Consider the following 16,108-nt stretch of genomic DNA (forward strand, 5'->3'; position numbering starts at 1 on the left):
GTCACTGACCCACCCCAGGGGGCCGGGCGCCCCGGTCAGCGGCTGCGGCGGCGGGCCTTGCCGCCGGTCGCCGGGGCGGTGCCGTCCTGCTCCGACCCGCCTGCGGTGCCGGTCCCGTCCGCCGGTCCGTCCGGGTCCGGTGCGCCGTCGTCCGCGCCGGCGAGCGCCGCGTCCATCGGCCGCCGCTGGGGCGGGACGGCCCGGCCGCGGTCCCCGACGGGCCGCGCCGGCGCGGCGCTCTCCGTCGACGTGGTGGCACCCGCCGTGCTCGCGGCGTCCGGTCCGGCGGGGACCGGGCGGGTGCCGGACGCACCCGTCCGGGCCGACCCCTTACCGCTGCCCGACCGCGAGCCCGACGCCGACCGGCTCGGGCCGGACGCACTTGGGCCGGACGCACTCGGGCCGGACGCACCGGAGCCGGCCTCCGGCGTCGCTGTTCCGCCCGAGGTCCCGGCGGGCAACCCGGCGGCGTCGGCGGGGGTGGCGTCGGCAGCGAGGGCGTCGGCAGCGGGGGCGTCAGCCGGCGCGCCGGTCCCGGCGGACCGGCGTCCGAAGAGGCGCCAGCGCGGCCGCGACGACTCCACCGGTGCCGCGTCATCGCGCACCTCGGCGGCCCTCCGGCCGGGGCCGTGCCCGGTGTGGCCGTCGCGGACCGCGGCGTCGGTCCCGCCGGGGCCGTGCCCGGTGTGCTGCTCCGGCTCACCGGCGCGCTGCCGGGGCAGCGGCACGCCGGCCCGCGTCGCGGCCCGCAGTTCGGCCCGCTGGGCCAGGGCGGCGACCAGCGCCGAGCCGGCGATTCCGGTGATCACCGCGTACGGGGCGATCAGATGGGCGGACACCTGCTCGGGGGAGATCCCCGCGAGCCTCGGCACGGCCAGCAGGTAGGCCAGCGCGACGAGGATCGGTCCGGCCGCACCGGAGGCCGCCGCGCCGACCCGCCGTTCCGCCAGCCGGGCCGTACGCCGGGCGGCGAGCGCGCCGATCACCACCGCCGAGCCCATCGCGAGCAGCGCCCCGGGCCAGTAGAAGTAGTCCCGGATCCAGTACCGGCCGCTGTCCGCGCTGATCTGCCAGATGCCGAGCTGGGCGGTGCCCAAGCCACGCCCGGAGAGCACCCCGTCGACGACGGAGACCACGGCGAGCAGCCAGAGCCAGCCGGTGGTGGCGATCAGGTTGGTCGCGGCGGCCCGGGAGTGCAGCGCCCAGACCGCGAGCAGCAGCCCGATGAGCAGCCCGAGCGCGGCGTACCCGGCGGCGACGGTCTGCGGGGCGAAGGTGTCCGGCACCTGGGCGGCGCGCGCTGGTACGGCGACCAGCAGCACGGTGACCAGGGCGCCGACCCCGGCGGCGACGGCCAGGGTGAGGTGCCGCAGCGTACGGCCGGATTCCGGGTCGTCCCCGGGCAACCGGTCGGCGCAGACCGCCCCGGCCACCACCGAGGTGGCGGAGATCCAGGTGGCCCAGGCCAGGCTCGCCACCCAGGCCGCCTCGACCGGCGCGTCCCCCGGCGCCCAGTTGAGGATGCCGAGGCCGTAGCCGAAGCCCAGTTGTGCCGCACCGGCGCCGGCGGCGACGCCGAGCGCGGTGGCGATCGATGCTCCCCAGCCCCGTCTGGCCATGCGGGGGAGCGTAGCGTCCCAGCGTCGGCGCGGCGAGCGGAGGCGGTGGTCTCCTCCGCGCCGTGACGGCTTGGTGGCGGTCGGTACGGTCGCCGGTGACTGGGGCGGTGGACGCGATGACGGACGACGGGTACCCGGACGGGGCGCACGACCCGGGGTCGGACCGGATGAGGCTGGTCCTCGGCGGCGGCCTCGCGGTGGTCCTGCTCGCGCTGGTCGGCGCGGGCGGCGGCTGGCTGCTCGCCGGCGGGCCGGACCGCGTCGCCGCACCGGTCACGACCGCCGGCCCGTCGAGCGGGCCGAGCAGCGTCGCCCCGACCGGAGCGACGCAGACCTCCCCGGCGGAGCGCCCCACCACCCCGCGGACCACCGCTCCGGCCGGGCTCACCGTGCCCGAGGTGGTGGGCACCGACTTCGAGGCGGCCCGGCGGCAGTTGCGGGACCGGAAGCTCGGCTGGCAGATCATCTTCGGCACGGGCACCGGCCGGTCCGTGCAGCGCGCCTCGCCCGCGCCGGGTACGCCGGTGCGTCGTGGCGTCACCGTCACCCTCTGGGTCAGCGGGCCGGCCCCGGCGGTCGCGGTGCCCGACGTGGTCGGCGAGGACTGCGACGACGCCGCGGACGACCTGGTGGAGGCGGGCCTCTACCCGCGTTACCGGACCGGCCGCCGCGGCCCGGTCACCGCCCAGGAACCGGCCGGCGGAGCGGCGGCGCACTGGAACGACCCGGTGGGCCTGAGCTGCGGCGGCGCGCCGGTCGACACCCCGGCGACCACCCTGTCCCCGACGCCGTGAGGACCGGCTCGCCGCGCTGATCCCGGCCGGTGGTTGCCCGGCCCGCTACCGTGCACGGGTAGGGCCAGCGGGCCCGGCGGGGAAAGGACGTGCCATGAGCGACGACCGTCAGGAGCCCCCCGCCGGGGACGCCGACGCCACCCGGGCGATGCCGCCGGCCGCCGACCCGGACGCGACCCAGGCGATGGCCGGCGGCGACGCCGATGCGACCCAGGCGATGGCCGCCGGCGACGCCGATGCGACGCGCGCGATGCCGTCGGGTGCCGACCCGCGTCCGGCCCGGCCCGCGCCCTCTGATGACGCCGATGCCACCCAGGCGATAGCCGCCGACGCGACGCGCGCGATGCCGCCGGCCGGCCACCCGGGCGCGGCGCGGCCCGTGACCGCCGGTGACGCCGACGCGACGCGCGCGTTGCCGCCGGCCGGTGACCCGGACGCGACGCGGCCCGTACCCGGTGGCGGCAGCGATGCCGAGGCGACCCGGGCCATGCCGAGGGCCGGCGCGGCGGGCGGGCCAGGGCCGGACGCGACCCGGCCGCTGCCCCGCGCGGGTACCACCGCGCCGCAGCCACCGGTGGGTGGGGCCGCACCGGTTCCCCCGGCCTGGTCGGGGCGCGCCGGGGTGCCGACGCGTCCCGCCGGCTACCAGGAGGCCGGCGCCGACTGGTACACCGAGGAGCAGGCCGGCCGGCGCTGGTGGATGCCGATCCTGCTGGGCGTCCTCGCCCTGGTGCTGATCGCACTGATCGGGCTGGGGGTCTGGTGGGCCCTGCGGGCGGCCGAGCGGGGCCCGGCTCCCGGGCCGCTGCCGTCGGCCGCGCCAACCACCGTCCCCCAAACGAGCGCCGCGCCGACCACGGCGGCGCCGAGCACCGCCCCGCCCAGCACGGCCAGCCCCACGAGCGCGGAGGTGCCGATGCCGCCGCTGGTCGGGCTGCCGGAGGCGGCTGCCCGGGCGGCCCTGGACCGGCTGGACGTGGACTACCGGGTGCGGACGCGGGAGTCGGACCAGCCGGCCGGCACGGTGATCGAGACCGACCCGGCGGCGGGCGAGCCGCTCTCCCCGGGCGACCGGGTCACCATTGTGGTGGCCGAGCCGGCCGCCGCGCCGACGACGACTGCCGGCACGCCGACCTCGGGACCGACGGCGACCGCTACTCCCTGAGTGTCACCACTGCCGGCGTCTGGTGCCCACCAGCCCCAGCCCGGCCAGCGAGATGGCGAGGCCGAGCAGCCCGGAGTAGAAGAGTGAGCGGCTCACCTCCGCGGTGCTCGGCACGCCCGCCGGTTCGGCCAGCGCGTCCGAGCCGGCCCCGCCGCCCGACCCGTCCGGGCCGGGCGTCACCCCGAACGCGTCGGCGTCGGCCCAGCCGGCCTCGTCCTCCGGGTCGGTGGCCGGCGCGCTGCCCTCGCCGGCCACGGTGATCTCCGGAGCCGGTACGGGTTCGTTCAACTGCTCGGTGGCGGAGTAGGCGGGGTGACGGACCACGAGTGCGAGTACGGTCGCGGCTCCGAGGACCGCCAGGAGCCCGAAGGCGTAGCTGATACGGGACCGGTGGTGCCGCCGCGCGGCGGGCAGATTGACCATGACCATCCCAGGTTCAGGGTCCGGGACGCGCGGGGTGGAGACGTTCGCCGGGGTGGCGTACCGATTCTATGGCGGCGGTACGCCCCCGACCGGGTAATCGCCGGGTCAGACCCGGACCGGGGTCCGGATCACCGGGCGTCGGGTCCGTACGGTGTGCTGGCGCGGCACCGGCGCGGCGTGCAGCTGCTCCAGCCCCGACTGCTGTACGAAGATCGACCGTCGGTTGATCGCGTCCCCCGCCGCGTTCAACTCGTAGCCGTCGAGCCAGAGCCAACCGTCGTAGGTCGGCCAGTCGAGCACCCGGATCACCCGGAACGTGATCGGTCGAAAGAACTGGACACTCGCCGCGCGAGTCACGTGCAGTACGTCACCGGAGCGGGGAAGCACATGGGCTCCTGGGGAGTTCGGCCGGCCGGCGGGCCGGCGGAGGGCTGATCGGGGGACATCTGCGCCCGGCGCCGGGGTCGTGCCCTGGGGGACCGGCTGGTCAGGTACGTCGGTGCTGGTCGGGGTGCCCGCGGTGGCGGGTCACCCCCCGACCATCACCTGGCTGCTCCCGGTTACCGCTCCCGCCGCCGCAGCCACGCTGGCGTGCAGCGGCGGGGCATCGCCCCGGGGCAGGTCGCACGGCGCGGGACGGCTCCCCTCCCGCCGTCCCACGGCCCATGGGATCACCACGCCGGGAGATCATGCGGAGACGGTGAGTAACCCGTGCCATACCGACAGAGTGCACCAGCGACGTGCTTCATGCAAGTTGCACGTCGACTTTTGCCGATACGCGAGCACGACACGTGAACGGTACGCTTGATGCCTCAGGTGCCGGGACGGCACACTGGACGCCGGTTTCGCCCGACGCGGCCGGTCGATGACCGGCACCACCCCTGCCGCGAACGATCCCCGCCGTCACGTCGGCCGCGCCCCCGGCGGGTGTCGCACCGGGCGCGACGACCGGAGGTGTCCGGGTGAGCGCGAGGAGTCAACGTTCCCGTCCAGCGGGCCGGAGGGCCGCGTCGTGACCGAGCGGCGCAGCCCCACCATCCGGCGTCGCCGCCTGGGGGCGGAACTCCGCCGGCAACGGGAGGCCGCCGGCATCACCATCGAGGTGGTCGCCGAGCAGCTGGAGTGCTCCGCTTCCAAGATCTCCCGAATCGAGACCGGGCACACCACGGCCACCCCGCGCGACGTGCGGGACATGCTCCGGATCTACGGGGTGGTCGGTGCGGAGAGCGACGAGCTGGTGCAGATCGCCCGCGAGGCCCGGCAGAAGGGCTGGTGGCACCCCTACAGCACGGTCCTGGTCGGGGCGTACGTGGGGCTGGAGGCGGCGGCCAGCTCGATCCGGGCGTACGAGCAGCAGGTCGTGCCCGGTCTGCTGGAGACCGAGGAGTACGCGGGCGCGATGATCCGGGCCGCCCGGCCCGACTTCAGCGCCGAGCAGGTCGAACAGCGGGTGCGTGTCCGACTGGGCCGCCAGTCGTTGTTGACGCAGGACGATCCGGTCGATCTGTGGGTGGTGCTCGATGAGGCGGTGCTGAGCCGGCCGGTTGGCGGCGACGAGGTGATGCGTGGCCAGCTCAGCCGGTTGGTGGAGGTAGCCCAACTGCCGAACGTGACGTTGCAGGTCCTGCCCTTCGAGGTGGGAGCACACGCCGGCATGGACGGCACCTTCACGATCCTCAGCTTCCCCGAACCGAGTGATCCCGATGTCGTGTACGCGGAGAACGCCACGGGTGGGCTCTTCCTCGAGAAGAGCGACGAACTGCAGAAGTACAGCTTCATCTTCGATCACATTCGAGCAGCGGCCATTCGCCCGGAGGAATCCATCGCACACATTGCAAAACTGGCAGAGGAGCCGCTGTGGAAATGGCGACCAAGGAGTTCCCCGTGGACCTGATGCACGCGACGTGGTTCAAGAGCTCGAAGAGTGGGCCGAACTGTGACAACTGCGTGGAGGTCGCGTACGTGCCCGGGGCGGTCGGCGTCCGGGACTCGAAGGACAAGACCGGCCCGGCCCTGGTCTTCGCCCCGGGTGACTGGCACGCCTTCGTCGCCGGCGCCCGGAGCGGCGGGTTGGTCCGGGGCTGATCCGTCCCCGGCCGTGATCCGGCCTCCGCGCCGCCCGGCGGCGCGCCGGACCGGATGAAGGTGCCCGGACCAGAAGCGTGGTCCCGCCCGGCAGCGTGGCCGGGCGGGACCATTTCGTCCGCCTCGACGGTGGCTCCCGGCCACCCGTCGCCAGTTCCGTCCCGCCTCGTTGAACCGCACGGATCGGCAACCGAACGAGGCAGGCGAGACGGATGACGACGATCGGCTCAGAGAACCTCACCAACGGTCCGGGAAAGCCGGAGCGGTTCGGCGGCAAGTACCGCGGGGCGCGCCGGGACACGGTGCTCACCGAGGTCTCCTCCACCGACAGCGAGATCGGCGGCCGGGACACCGCCGCGCCCGAGCAGGCCACCCCGCCGCTCACCCTGCCCTCGCTGGACCCCAACCCGCTCACCGAGCCGTCCTTCCCGCCCAGCGGCTGGCCGGTCGAGCAGCCCGAGTCGCTGGTCGACCACCCGTTGCTGCGCGGCCTGCTGATGGAACTGCCCCCCAAGGGCAGCGTCCCGCCGCCCGGCTGGCTGGACCGCTGGTTCGAGGCGACCCGGGCGATCCTGGAGCTGCTGTACGTGCCGGGCACCGGCCGCTCGCGGTGACCCGACGGTCGCCGGCGGCGCCGCCCGCTCGGCGAACCGGTTGTGCCGCAGCGCGTGGCGTACCCCGATCGTGGTGACGGCCAGCCAGCCCACGGTGATCGCCGGGCCGGTCACGGCGGGCGCGGCGAGCAGGTCCAGACCGGCGGCCGAGACCACCACGGGCAGCACGGCGAGCGCGGTGACCTGGATCGGGAGCCCGAGCAGCGGGTGGGCTGCGGCCGCCCGCAGGCCGTGCGGGGCCGGGGTGTCCGGCGCGGCGGCGAAGGCGCCCGCGCCGGCCCGCAGCCGGCGGATCCGCCGGATCGAGCAGGCCGTCACGACCAGCGCGGGGGCGGCGGCCAGCAGGAGCCCGCGGGCGGCCCGGTCGATCGGCGTGGCGCCCGCGCTCTGCAGGCCCGCGACCAGGACGGCCGCGGTCAGCGCCAGGCCGGTCAGGGTGAGGGCGGACAACCATCGGGTACGCCGGCGCAGCGCGCGGGCCCGGTCCAGGTTCGGCAGGCCGTCCGCGACGAGGGCGGCGGCCACCCAGACGGCGGCGACGGGCAGCAGCACGGTGAGCTGGTCGTCCATGGGCCCAGCCTGGTCCAGGCCGGCGGCCGGGGGATCCGGGAGCGCACCCGGGTTCGTCCCGCAGATCGTCCCGTAGGGGGTCATCCCACCGGCGTCCGGCGGTCACCCACCCGGGTGGCCGCCGCACGTCGTCGTGCGCAGCGGGCTCAGACGTCGAAGGTCGCCGGTCGGTCGCCGGCCGGGGGCGGCGGGGTGGCCTTCCACAGGCCGGTCTTCTGGGCCGCCAGGCGGGCCAGGTAGGCCGGGTTGAGGATGACGTAGCGGCGCCAGAGCCGCTTCGGCTCCAGGCCGAGCCGCCAGAACCACTCCAGCCCGGCGCGCTGCATCCACGGCGGCGGGTTGCGCAGCAGGCCGGCGTGGTAGTCGAAGGCCGCGCCGACCGCCATCAGCGGCATGTCCAGCAGCGGCCGCATGGCGTACGTGAAGACCTCCTGACGGGGGCAGCCCAGCCCGACCAGGACGAGCCGCGCCCCGCTGGCCCGGATCCGGTCAGCGATCTCGACGTCCTCACCCGGCTGCACCGAGCGGAACTTGGACGCCTCGACACCCGCGATCTTCAGCGCGGGGAACTTCCGCTCCAGGGCCGGGACCAGGCGGGACAGCGTCTCCTCGGTGGAGCCGTAGAGGTAGACCGGCAGCCCTTCCGCGGCGAAGCGGGACAGCACCCGCAGGGTGAGTTCTGGGCCGTAGACCCGGTCGGTGAGGCCGGCGCCGTGCAGCAGGTTCAACGCCCAGCGGACCGGCTGACCGTCCGGGGTGACCACGTCGAAGGAGTTGAGCCGGGCGTTGTGCGCCGGGTCGAGCACCCCGGTCATCACGCCGTGCACGGCCAGCGCGGTGAGAGCCAGCGGGCGGCGGTCGTGCGCCGCCGCGACGACCGCCTCGGTCGCCCGGGCGTAGTCGGTGGCGTCGACGAGTACGCCGAGCACGTTCCGCTTGGTCCCGGTGGTCATGCCTTCGGCATCCACTTGTCGACGTTGGCCTCGTAGATCTCCCGGAGGATCATCGGCACGTCGTAGGTGATCTTCCAGCTCGGGTAGTGCTCCTCGAACCGGGCCATGCTGCTGACGTACCACTGGTGGTCGCCGGTGCGCGCCTGCTCGACGTAATTGATCTTCGCCTCGCGGCCGGCGATCTCCTCGGCAATCCGGAACGCCTCGATGTGCGAGGTGTTGGAGTGCCGGCCGCCGCCCAGGTTGTAGACCTGCGCCGAGCGCGGCTCGCGGAAGAACGCCTCGAAGGCGGTGAGCACGTCCCGGGAGTGGATCGCGTCCCGGACCATCTTCCCCTTGTAGCCGAAGAGGTTGTACGTCCGGCCCTCCATTACGCAGCGCATCAGGTACGCCAGGAAGCCGTGCAGCTCGGCGGCGGAGTGCGCCGGCCCGGTCAGCGTGCCGCCCCGGAAGCAGGCCGTCCGCATGTCGAAGTAGCGGCCGTACTCCTGGACCATCACGTCGGCGGCCACCTTCGACGCGCCGAAGACCGAGTGCAGCGACTCGTCGATCGACATGTCCTCCGGGATGCCCGCGAAGTACGGGTGGTCCTCCGGCAGCTCGTACCGGGTCTCCAGCTCGACCAGCGGCAGGCTGTTCGGGCGGTCGCCGTAAACCTTGTTGGTCGAGCAGTGGATGAAGGGCGCCTCGATCGCGTGCCGGCGGGTGTTCTCCAGCACGTTGAGGGTGCCACCCGCGTTCACGTCGAAGTCGGTGTACGGCTCCTTGGCGGCCCAGTCGTGGCTCGGCTGCGCGGCGCTGTGGATCACCACCGAGATGTCCGAGCCGTACTTCTTGAAGACCCGCTCCAGGCCGTCCCGGTCCCGGATGTCGACGGCCTGGTGGGTGTAGGAGGTACCCAGGTCGGCGGCGAGCCGGTCCAGGCTCCAGGCCGTCGAGCCGTCCTCGCCGAAGAAGTACCGGCGCATGTCGTTGTCGATGCCGACCACGTGCAGCCCGAGGCCGGCGAAGTGCCGGGCTGCCTCGGATCCGATGAGACCGCCCGAGCCGGTCACCAACGCGACACTCACACGCCACTCCTGCTCGTAGGGGGCTGGAAAACGAACCGGAGCATAGCGTGACATCCGGCACGTCCCGAAACGGCGCGAGGGCCCCGCTGTCCGCGGAGCCCTCGTCGTGGTGGGGAAGGGGGGAGTTGAACCCCCACGCCCTTTCGGGCACACGGACCTGAACCGTGCGCGTCTGCCATTCCGCCACTTCCCCGTGGCCAGACCGGAACACCGTATCCCATCCGGTGCCCGCCTTCTGCGGCGGGTGCCCGGACATATTACGCTGGTCCCGGTCATCGCCACGAGCGATCACCGTTCGTGGCGGACGAAACTGTAGCACGACCCCGGGCCTGGTCACGAACGGGCCGCCGGCAGCCGGCCGAGCGGCATGTGAGCTGCGGAGGCGGTGTCCGGATACCATCATGGCCTCGGGACCCGAGGAGGAGCCGGTGAGCGTGCTGCAACGCTTCGAGAAGCGTCTGGAAGGCCTGGTCGAGGGGGCCTTCGCCAAGGTCTTCAAAGGGGTGGTCCACCCCGTGGAGATCCTCAACGCCATGCAGCGGGAGGCCGAGGCGCACAAGGCGATCCTGGCCGGCGGGCGCACGTTGGTGCCCAACCGCTACGTGATCGATCTCTCGCCGTACGACCACAGTCGGCTGGCGCCGTACGCCGCCGCGCTGGCCCAGGAGCTGGCCCAGTCGCAGGCGGAGTTCATCGGCGAGCAGGCGTGGACGGTCTACGGTGACGTGATCGTCGAAATCGAACGCGGCGAGGGGCTGGACACCGGCATGTTCCGGGTCACCGCCGAGGTCTACACCGGTGGCGACGTCGCCCCGGTCTCCGCGCCCGGCGGCTACGACGCCGCCCCGGCCTACCCCGCGTACGACCAGGGTGGTGGCTATGGTCCGCCGCCCGGCCACGGCGGTGGCCGCAACGTGCGGCTGGTCTCCGGCGACGGGCGCACCTACCCGCTCCAGATGGGCTCGACCGTGATCGGTCGGGGCGACCAGGCCAACCTGCGCCTGCCCGACGTCGGGATCTCCCGGCGCCACGCCCGGCTGGACTTCGACGGCGGCCAGGTGGTGCTGACCGACCTCGGCTCGACCAACGGCACGATGGTCAACGGCCAGCGCGTGTCCGCCGTCGCGCTCAACCCCGGGGACATGATCCAGCTCGGCACCACCACCCTGACCTTCCGCGTGGACGGCTGACCCGCGTTGCCGGAACTCGTCATCACGGTCGCCCGGTTCGGGTTCCTCATCCTGCTGTGGATCTTCGTGTTCACGGTGGTCGGGGTGATCCGCCGGGACCTCTTCGCGGGGGCCCGGTCGGGCCGGCTGGTGGCCGCGCCGCGGGCGGTCGGGGCCAGCACCGGGCCGCCGGCGAAGCCGGCGAAGGTGAAGCGGGGCAGGGCCGCGCACCAGCTGGTGGTGACCGCCGGCCAGCTGGCCGGCACCCGGATCACCCTGGGCGAGGCGCAGATCACCATCGGTCGCGCCGAGGACTCCACGCTGGTGATCACCGATGACTACGCCTCGGCGCGACACGCCCGGCTCGTGCCGCGCGACGGGCAGTGGTTCGTGGAGGACCTCGGTTCGACTAACGGCACCTACCTGGATCGCGCTAAGGTCACCGGACCAACCCCCGTCCCCCTCGGCGTGCCGATCCGGATCGGCCGCACTTCCCTCGAATTACGGCCATGACTCTGACCCTGCGCTACGCGGCCCACAGCGACCGCGGTCTGATCCGAGACGGTAACCAGGATTCCGTCTACGCCGGGCCGCGGCTGCTCGCCGTCGCCGACGGCATGGGCGGTATGGCCGCCGGTGACGTCGCGAGCAACATTGTCATCGGTGCCATGGCGCCCCTCGACGAGGACGTCCCCGGGGACGCCCTCGTGGACGCGCTGCGTTCGGCCGTCGGCACCGCCAACCAGCAGCTCCGCGACACCGTGGACGCCAACCCGCAGCTGGAGGGGATGGGCACCACGCTCACCGCGACCCTCTTCTCCGGCAGCAAGCTCGGGATGGTCCACATCGGTGACTCGCGGGCCTACCTCCTGCGCAACGGTGAGTTCGCGCAGATCACCAAGGACGACACGTACGTCCAGATGCTCGTCGACGAGGGCCGGATCAGCGCCGAGGAGGCGAGCAGCCACCCCCAGCGCTCGCTGCTCACCCGCGCGCTGGACGGCCGCGACATCGACCCGGAATACAGCGTCCGCCAGGTGCTGCCCGGTGACCGCTACCTGATCTGCTCCGACGGCCTCTCCGGCGTGGTCAGCGCGGACACCATCGCGGAGACCATGCGCGAATACCCCGACCCGCAGCAGTGCGTCGAGCGGCTGGTGCAGCTCGCCCTGCGCGGCGGCGGGCCGGACAACATCACGGTGATCGTCGCCGACGCCACCGACCAGGACATCGTCGAGGCGTCCCCGATCGTCGGCGGTGCCGCCGCCCGGGACCGCGGCATGGCCACCTCGGCCGACGTCTCCACCCCGGCCGCCCGGGCCTCGGCGCTCTCCGCCCCACGGCCCCCCGCACCCGAGGAGCCGGCGGACCCCCGCGACGAGGAAGCGGAGCGGCGCCGGCACCACCCGCTGCGGACCGCGGCCATGCTGCTGGCCCTGGTGGTCATCCTCGGCGGCGGCCTCTTCGCCGGCTGGAGCTACACCCAGCGGCAGTACTACGTCGGCGCCACCGACGAGGGCCAGCTCGCCGTCTTCCGCGGCGTGCCGGGCCAGATCGCCGGCCTGGACCTCTCCAACGTGCACGCGACCAGCGAGGCCCGGCTGGACGACCTCACCCTGGCCGCTCAGGAGCAGGTCAAGCAGGGCATCCAGGCCAAGAGCGAGCCGGACGCCGAGCGCCGGCTGGCCGAGCTGACCAGCGAAGACCCGGCCAACCCCAACCTGAAGCCGCTCTGCCCGCCCAGCCCGACGGCCCTGGCGACCAGTGCCAACCCGGCCGTCACCGCCTCGCCGACCGCCCCGGCCGTCGGCGCCAGCGGCAGCGCCCTGCCGCCGCCCACGCCGTCGCCGACCGCCACGCCCGACGCCGTCCCCTCCGACACGGTGCCGCCGGCCGACCCGGCTGGTTGCCGGTCGCCGGAGTGAGCGCCGGCTCGACCCCGAGGACGTCTTCGTGACCGCAGCCGCCGTACCGGCAGCCTCGCCCGCCACGACGGGCGAGGCGGCCGGCGCGCGCCTGGCCCGGTCCCGGCGCAACGCCGAGCTGTCCCTGCTCCTGCTCGCCATGGTGCTGGTGGCGGCGTACGGGGCGACGGTCGAGGCGAACGTGCTGGACACCGTCACCCCGGATTTCTGGATCCCGGCGGCCGTGCTGGGGCTGGTCTTCCTCGGCCTGCACCTGGTGATCCGCTGGCTGGCGCCGTTCGCCGACCCGGCGCTGCTGCCGGCGGTGGCCCTGCTCAACGGCATCGGGGTCGGCTTCCTGCGCCGCTACGACCTGGCCAAGGCCGAGCCCGACCAGCGGGAGACGCTGGCCGTCTTCGCCGGCAAGGGTGGCAGTCAGCTCGCCTGGACCCTCGGCGCGGTGATCCTGGCTGCCGTGCTGCTTGCGATCATGAGGGACCACCGGTCGCTGTCGCGCTACGCGTACACCCTGGGGCTGGCCGGCATCGTGCTGGTGATGATCCCGGCGGTGCTGCCCGGGCGGTTCTCCGAGGTCAACGGCGCGAAGCTGTGGATCATCGTGCCCGGGCTGGGGCAGCTCCAGCCCGGTGAGTTCGCCAAGCTCGCCCTGCTCGCCTTCTTCGCCTACTACCTGGTCCGCAAGCGCGAGGTGCTGTCGCTGGCCAGCCGGCGGGTGCTCGGCATCGACTTCCCGCGCGGCCGCGACCTCGGCCCGGTCCTCGTGGTCTGGTTGATCAGCCTCCTCGTCCTGGTCTTCGAGAAGGACCTGGGCACCTCGCTGCTCTACTTCGGCATGTTCGTGGTGACCCTCTACATCGCCACCGAACGGGTCAGTTGGCTGCTCATCGGCCTGATCCTCTTCTTCGGCGGCGCCTACCTGGCCTACGTGCTGGGCAGCACCGTCGGCGGGCCGTTCGCGAACTTCTACGACCGGGCGCAGATCTGGCTGGACCCCTTCGCCGAGCCCTACGACCGGGGCTACCAACTGGTCCAGGGTCTGCTCACGCTCGGCACCGGCGGGCTCTTCGGGGCCGGCCCGGGCGGTGGCCAGCCGACCCTGCTGCCGGAGGTGCAGACCGACTTCATCTTCGCCGGCATCGGCGAGGAGATCGGTCTGTTCGGCCTCTCCGCGCTGCTCGTGGTCTACCTGCTGATCGTGGAGCGCGGGCTGCGGGCCGCGCTGGCGGTGCGGGACTCGTTCGGCAAGCTGCTCGCCGGTGGCCTCGCCTTCACCCTGGGCCTGCAGGTCTTCGTCATCGTCGGCGGGATCAGCAAGCTCATCCCGCTGACCGGTCAGACCACCCCGTTCCTCTCCGCCGGCGGCTCGTCGTTGATGGCCAACTGGCTGCTCATCGCGGTGCTGCTCCGGGTCTCCGACGGCGCCCGCCGCCCGGTGACCGGGGGCGGCCCGGTCGCCCGGCCCGCGGGGTCCCCACCGGAGCAGCTGCACGGCGCCCCGACGGAGGTGATCCGGCCGTGAACGCACCGCTGCGCCGCGTCGGCGTGGTCGTGATGATCCTCTTCGGGCTGCTCTTCGCCAACCTGAACTGGATCCAGGCCTACAAGGCGGACGAGTACCGCAACAGCGACTACAACGGCCGGGTCCAGGTCGCCGAGTACGAGCGCAAGCGCGGCAACATCGAGGTCGGTGGCACCGCGTACGCGATCAGCAAGGAGACCGGCGGCAAGCTGCGGTTCCTGCGCACCTACCCCAAGGGCGAGGTGTACGCGCACGTGCTCGGCTACAAGCCGGTCAACCTCGGGGAGACCGGCATCGAGCGGACCGAGAACGACTTCCTCGCCGGCACCAGCGACCAGCTCATCGGCAACCGGGTGAAGGACATGTTCACCGGCGAGGAGACCGGCGGCGGCAACGTGCTGCTGACCCTCTCCAAGCGGGCCCAGGAGACGGCGTACCGCCAGCTCACCGACAACCAAGTGGGCGCCAGCAAGGGCGCGGCGATCGCGATCGACCCGCGTACCGGCGCCGTGCAGGCGCTGGTCTCCATGCCGAGCTTCGACCCGAACCCGCTGGCCAGCCACGACACCACGGCGGCCCAGACGGCGTACAACAAGCTGGACAAGGACCCGAACCGCCCGCTCGCCAACCGGGCCCTGGCCGAGACGCTGCCGCCGGGGTCGACCTTCAAGATCGTGGTCGCCGCGGCCGCCCTGGAGAACGGCATCGGCCAGCAGACCTCCATCCCGGCCGGGTCGAGCTACACGGCGCCCGGCGCCGGCAAGCCGATCAAGAACGCCGCGCCGTCGATCTGCCCGGAGCCGCAGGTGACCCTGCGGGAGGCCGTGACCGAGTCCTGCAACACCGGCTTCGCGCAGCTCGGCGTGCGGCTCGGCGCGGACACGATCAAGGAGAAGGCCCGGCAGTTCGGCTTCGAGCAGGAGGACCTCACCGTCGGTCAGCTCGGCGAGGGCGGCCTGCCGGTGGCGGCCAGCCGCACCGGCGACATCCAGAACCCGGACGGCAGCACCGACCAGGCCGCGCTCGCCCAGTCGTCGATCGGCCAGAACAACGTCCGGATGACCCCGTTGCAGGGGGCGCTGATCGCGGCCTCGGTCGCCAACGGCGGCAGCCAGATGCGGCCCTACCTGGTCCGCCAGCTGCTCGCGCCGGACCGCACCACCAGCTACTACACCGCCAAGCCGCGCGAGCTGCGCCGCCCGGTCAGCGGCCAGGTCGCCGGCGACCTGCGGGACATGATGCTGAACGTGGTCAAGGAGGGCACCGGCCGGAAGGCCGCCATCGACGGCTACACCGTCGGCGGTAAGACCGGCACCGCCCAGTCCGGCCCGGACACCCCCGACCACGGCTGGTTCATCGGCTTCGCGCTGGACCGCAACGGCACGCCGGTCTCGGCGGTCTGCGTCGAGCTGGAGCGGGCCGGCTCCGGCGGCAGCGCCGAGGCGGCCCGGATCGCCGGCCGGATCATGGCGGCGGCCATCGCCGACGCCGGGGGCCGCTGACATGCTCAGCCCGGGGGTGCAGCTCGGCAACCGCTACCGCCTCGACGAGCGGATCGCCAGCGGCGGCATGGGTGACGTGTGGCGCGGCACCGACCAGGTGCTGGGCCGGACGGTGGCGGTGAAGAGCCTGCTCCCCGCGCTGCTCGACGAGCCGGGCTTCGCCGAGCGGTTCCGCGGTGAGGCGCGGACCATGGCCACCATCAACCACCCGGGCGTGGTCGACGTCTACGACTTCGGCAGCGACCAGCAGATCGCCTTCCTGGTCATGGAGTACGTCGAGGGGGACGCGCTCTCCGCGACGCTCAGCCGGGTCGGCCGGCTCACCCCGGCCCGCACGATGGCCCTGCTGGCGCAGGCCGCCGACGCGTTGCACGCCGCCCACGAGAAGGGGATCGTGCACCGCGACGTGAAGCCGGGCAACCTGCTGGTCCGGCCGAACGGCACGCTGGTGCTCACCGACTTCGGCATCGCCCGCTCCGACCTGGTGGGCCAGCTCACGGCCGCCGGTTCGGTGCTCGGCACGGCCTCGTACATCTCGCCCGAGCAGGCCACCGGCGCGGTGGCCACGCCGGCCTCCGACGTGTACGCGCTCGGCGTGGTCGCCTACCAGTGCCTCGCCGGCCGGCGACCGTTCGAGGGGGACAACCCGCTCGAGATCGCCATGAAGCACGTGCGGGACGCGCCCCGGCCGCTGCCCGCC

The 16,108-nt window shown here is 73.7% G+C and carries 16 protein-coding genes and 1 tRNA gene; 11 read left to right on the plus strand and 6 right to left on the minus strand.

The annotated features are described in order from the left end of the window. Nucleotides 1–35 precede the first annotated feature (35 nt). Nucleotides 36–1,619, minus strand: a complete 1,584-nt coding sequence (locus LQ51_RS34460) for a hypothetical protein (protein ID WP_369799817.1) — start codon at nucleotides 1,617–1,619, stop codon at nucleotides 36–38. Nucleotides 1,620–1,735: 116 nt separating this feature from the next. Here LQ51_RS34460 and LQ51_RS03185 point away from each other — a divergent pair, with 116 nt between their 5' ends. Together LQ51_RS03185 and LQ51_RS03190 are read left to right on the plus strand one after the other, a co-directional pair. Then, the gene (locus LQ51_RS03185) at nucleotides 1,736–2,413 is read left to right on the plus strand and encodes a PASTA domain-containing protein (RefSeq protein WP_156312960.1); all 678 of its coding nucleotides are present in this window, start codon (nucleotides 1,736–1,738) and stop codon (nucleotides 2,411–2,413) included. A 94-nt stretch (nucleotides 2,414–2,507) separates the two neighbouring features. Continuing rightward, on the plus strand, nucleotides 2,508–3,578 hold the full coding sequence (locus LQ51_RS03190; protein ID WP_231605267.1) for a PASTA domain-containing protein: 1,071 nt from the start codon (nucleotides 2,508–2,510) through the stop codon (nucleotides 3,576–3,578). A 3-nt stretch (nucleotides 3,579–3,581) separates the two neighbouring features. On the opposite strand, the gene LQ51_RS03195 is transcribed toward LQ51_RS03190, so the two are convergent. Together LQ51_RS03195 and LQ51_RS03200 are read right to left on the minus strand one after the other, a co-directional pair. Continuing rightward, nucleotides 3,582–4,007, minus strand: a complete 426-nt coding sequence (locus tag LQ51_RS03195) for a hypothetical protein (protein WP_052744739.1) — start codon at nucleotides 4,005–4,007, stop codon at nucleotides 3,582–3,584. A 99-nt stretch (nucleotides 4,008–4,106) separates the two neighbouring features. After that, nucleotides 4,107–4,388: a hypothetical protein gene (locus LQ51_RS03200; protein WP_046563117.1), complete on the minus strand. Its 282-nt coding sequence runs from the start codon at nucleotides 4,386–4,388 to the stop codon at nucleotides 4,107–4,109. Between the two features lie 625 nt (nucleotides 4,389–5,013). Between LQ51_RS03200 and LQ51_RS03205 the strand changes: the two genes are divergently transcribed. From LQ51_RS03205 to LQ51_RS03215, 3 genes are all read left to right on the plus strand, one after another. After that, nucleotides 5,014–5,895, plus strand: a complete 882-nt coding sequence (locus LQ51_RS03205) for a helix-turn-helix domain-containing protein (RefSeq protein ID WP_046563118.1) — start codon at nucleotides 5,014–5,016, stop codon at nucleotides 5,893–5,895. After that, nucleotides 5,865–6,086: a DUF397 domain-containing protein gene (locus LQ51_RS03210; protein WP_046563119.1), complete on the plus strand. Its 222-nt coding sequence runs from the start codon at nucleotides 5,865–5,867 to the stop codon at nucleotides 6,084–6,086. The genes LQ51_RS03205 and LQ51_RS03210 overlap by 31 nt, the downstream gene beginning before the upstream one ends. 212 nt (nucleotides 6,087–6,298) lie before the next feature. Next, complete coding sequence (locus tag LQ51_RS03215; RefSeq protein ID WP_046563120.1) at nucleotides 6,299–6,700, plus strand: hypothetical protein; 402 nt, start codon at nucleotides 6,299–6,301, stop codon at nucleotides 6,698–6,700. A gap of 716 nt (nucleotides 6,701–7,416) precedes the next feature. On the opposite strand, the gene LQ51_RS03225 is transcribed toward LQ51_RS03215, so the two are convergent. The 3 genes from LQ51_RS03225 to LQ51_RS03235 form a co-directional block, all read right to left on the minus strand. Further along, the gene (locus LQ51_RS03225; protein WP_046563122.1) at nucleotides 7,417–8,223 is read right to left on the minus strand and encodes a WecB/TagA/CpsF family glycosyltransferase; all 807 of its coding nucleotides are present in this window, start codon (nucleotides 8,221–8,223) and stop codon (nucleotides 7,417–7,419) included. Then, nucleotides 8,220–9,293, minus strand: coding sequence for an NAD-dependent epimerase/dehydratase family protein (locus LQ51_RS03230; RefSeq protein ID WP_046563123.1), 1,074 nt, complete (start codon nucleotides 9,291–9,293; stop codon nucleotides 8,220–8,222). The genes LQ51_RS03225 and LQ51_RS03230 overlap by 4 nt, the downstream gene beginning before the upstream one ends. 107 nt (nucleotides 9,294–9,400) lie before the next feature. Beyond that, nucleotides 9,401–9,486, minus strand: a tRNA-Leu gene (locus LQ51_RS03235). 208 nt (nucleotides 9,487–9,694) lie between these two features. On the opposite strand from LQ51_RS03235, the gene LQ51_RS03240 reads away from it, so the two are divergent. The 6 genes from LQ51_RS03240 to LQ51_RS03265 form a co-directional block, all read left to right on the plus strand. Continuing rightward, on the plus strand, nucleotides 9,695–10,483 hold the full coding sequence (locus LQ51_RS03240) for an FhaA domain-containing protein (RefSeq protein WP_046563124.1): 789 nt from the start codon (nucleotides 9,695–9,697) through the stop codon (nucleotides 10,481–10,483). A 6-nt stretch (nucleotides 10,484–10,489) separates the two neighbouring features. After that, nucleotides 10,490–10,975 carry an FHA domain-containing protein FhaB/FipA gene (locus LQ51_RS03245; RefSeq protein ID WP_046563125.1) on the plus strand — a complete coding sequence of 162 codons (486 nt, stop codon included), beginning with the start codon at nucleotides 10,490–10,492 and terminating at the stop codon, nucleotides 10,973–10,975. Continuing rightward, nucleotides 10,972–12,387 (plus strand): PP2C family protein-serine/threonine phosphatase, encoded by a 1,416-nt coding sequence (locus LQ51_RS03250; protein WP_046563126.1) that lies wholly within the window; start codon nucleotides 10,972–10,974, stop codon nucleotides 12,385–12,387. Before LQ51_RS03245 ends, LQ51_RS03250 begins: the two co-directional genes overlap by 4 nt. Before the next feature lie 139 nt (nucleotides 12,388–12,526). After that, on the plus strand, nucleotides 12,527–13,906 hold the full coding sequence (locus LQ51_RS03255; protein WP_231605269.1) for an FtsW/RodA/SpoVE family cell cycle protein: 1,380 nt from the start codon (nucleotides 12,527–12,529) through the stop codon (nucleotides 13,904–13,906). Beyond that, nucleotides 13,903–15,408 carry a peptidoglycan D,D-transpeptidase FtsI family protein gene (locus LQ51_RS03260; protein WP_046563128.1) on the plus strand — a complete coding sequence of 502 codons (1,506 nt, stop codon included), beginning with the start codon at nucleotides 13,903–13,905 and terminating at the stop codon, nucleotides 15,406–15,408. Before LQ51_RS03255 ends, LQ51_RS03260 begins: the two co-directional genes overlap by 4 nt. Before the next feature lies 1 nt (nucleotide 15,409). Next, the coding region (locus LQ51_RS03265) for a serine/threonine-protein kinase (protein ID WP_046563129.1) at nucleotides 15,410–16,108 on the plus strand (699 nt) is incomplete at its 3' end.

It is taken from the genome of Micromonospora sp. HK10, from assembly GCF_000982955.1.
In the GTDB taxonomy this organism is placed as follows: Bacteria; Actinomycetota; Actinomycetes; order Mycobacteriales; family Micromonosporaceae; genus Micromonospora.

What these genes read in the sequence shown, in the direction of transcription:
- LQ51_RS34460 (WP_369799817.1), bottom strand. Translation starts at nt 1,619, where the DNA reads ATGGCCAGACGGGGCTGGGGAGCATCGATCGCCACCGCGCTCGGCGTC.
- LQ51_RS03185 (WP_156312960.1), top strand. Translation starts at nt 1,736, where the DNA reads ATGACGGACGACGGGTACCCGGACGGGGCGCACGACCCGGGGTCGGAC.
- LQ51_RS03190 (WP_231605267.1), top strand. Translation starts at nt 2,508, where the DNA reads ATGAGCGACGACCGTCAGGAGCCCCCCGCCGGGGACGCCGACGCCACC.
- LQ51_RS03195 (WP_052744739.1), bottom strand. Translation starts at nt 4,007, where the DNA reads ATGGTCATGGTCAATCTGCCCGCCGCGCGGCGGCACCACCGGTCCCGT.
- LQ51_RS03210 (WP_046563119.1), top strand. Translation starts at nt 5,865, where the DNA reads ATGGCGACCAAGGAGTTCCCCGTGGACCTGATGCACGCGACGTGGTTC.
- LQ51_RS03215 (WP_046563120.1), top strand. Translation starts at nt 6,299, where the DNA reads ATGACGACGATCGGCTCAGAGAACCTCACCAACGGTCCGGGAAAGCCG.
- LQ51_RS03225 (WP_046563122.1), bottom strand. Translation starts at nt 8,223, where the DNA reads ATGACCACCGGGACCAAGCGGAACGTGCTCGGCGTACTCGTCGACGCC.
- LQ51_RS03240 (WP_046563124.1), top strand. Translation starts at nt 9,695, where the DNA reads ATGGCCTCGGGACCCGAGGAGGAGCCGGTGAGCGTGCTGCAACGCTTC.
- LQ51_RS03250 (WP_046563126.1), top strand. Translation starts at nt 10,972, where the DNA reads ATGACTCTGACCCTGCGCTACGCGGCCCACAGCGACCGCGGTCTGATC.
- LQ51_RS03255 (WP_231605269.1), top strand. Translation starts at nt 12,527, where the DNA reads ATGGTGCTGGTGGCGGCGTACGGGGCGACGGTCGAGGCGAACGTGCTG.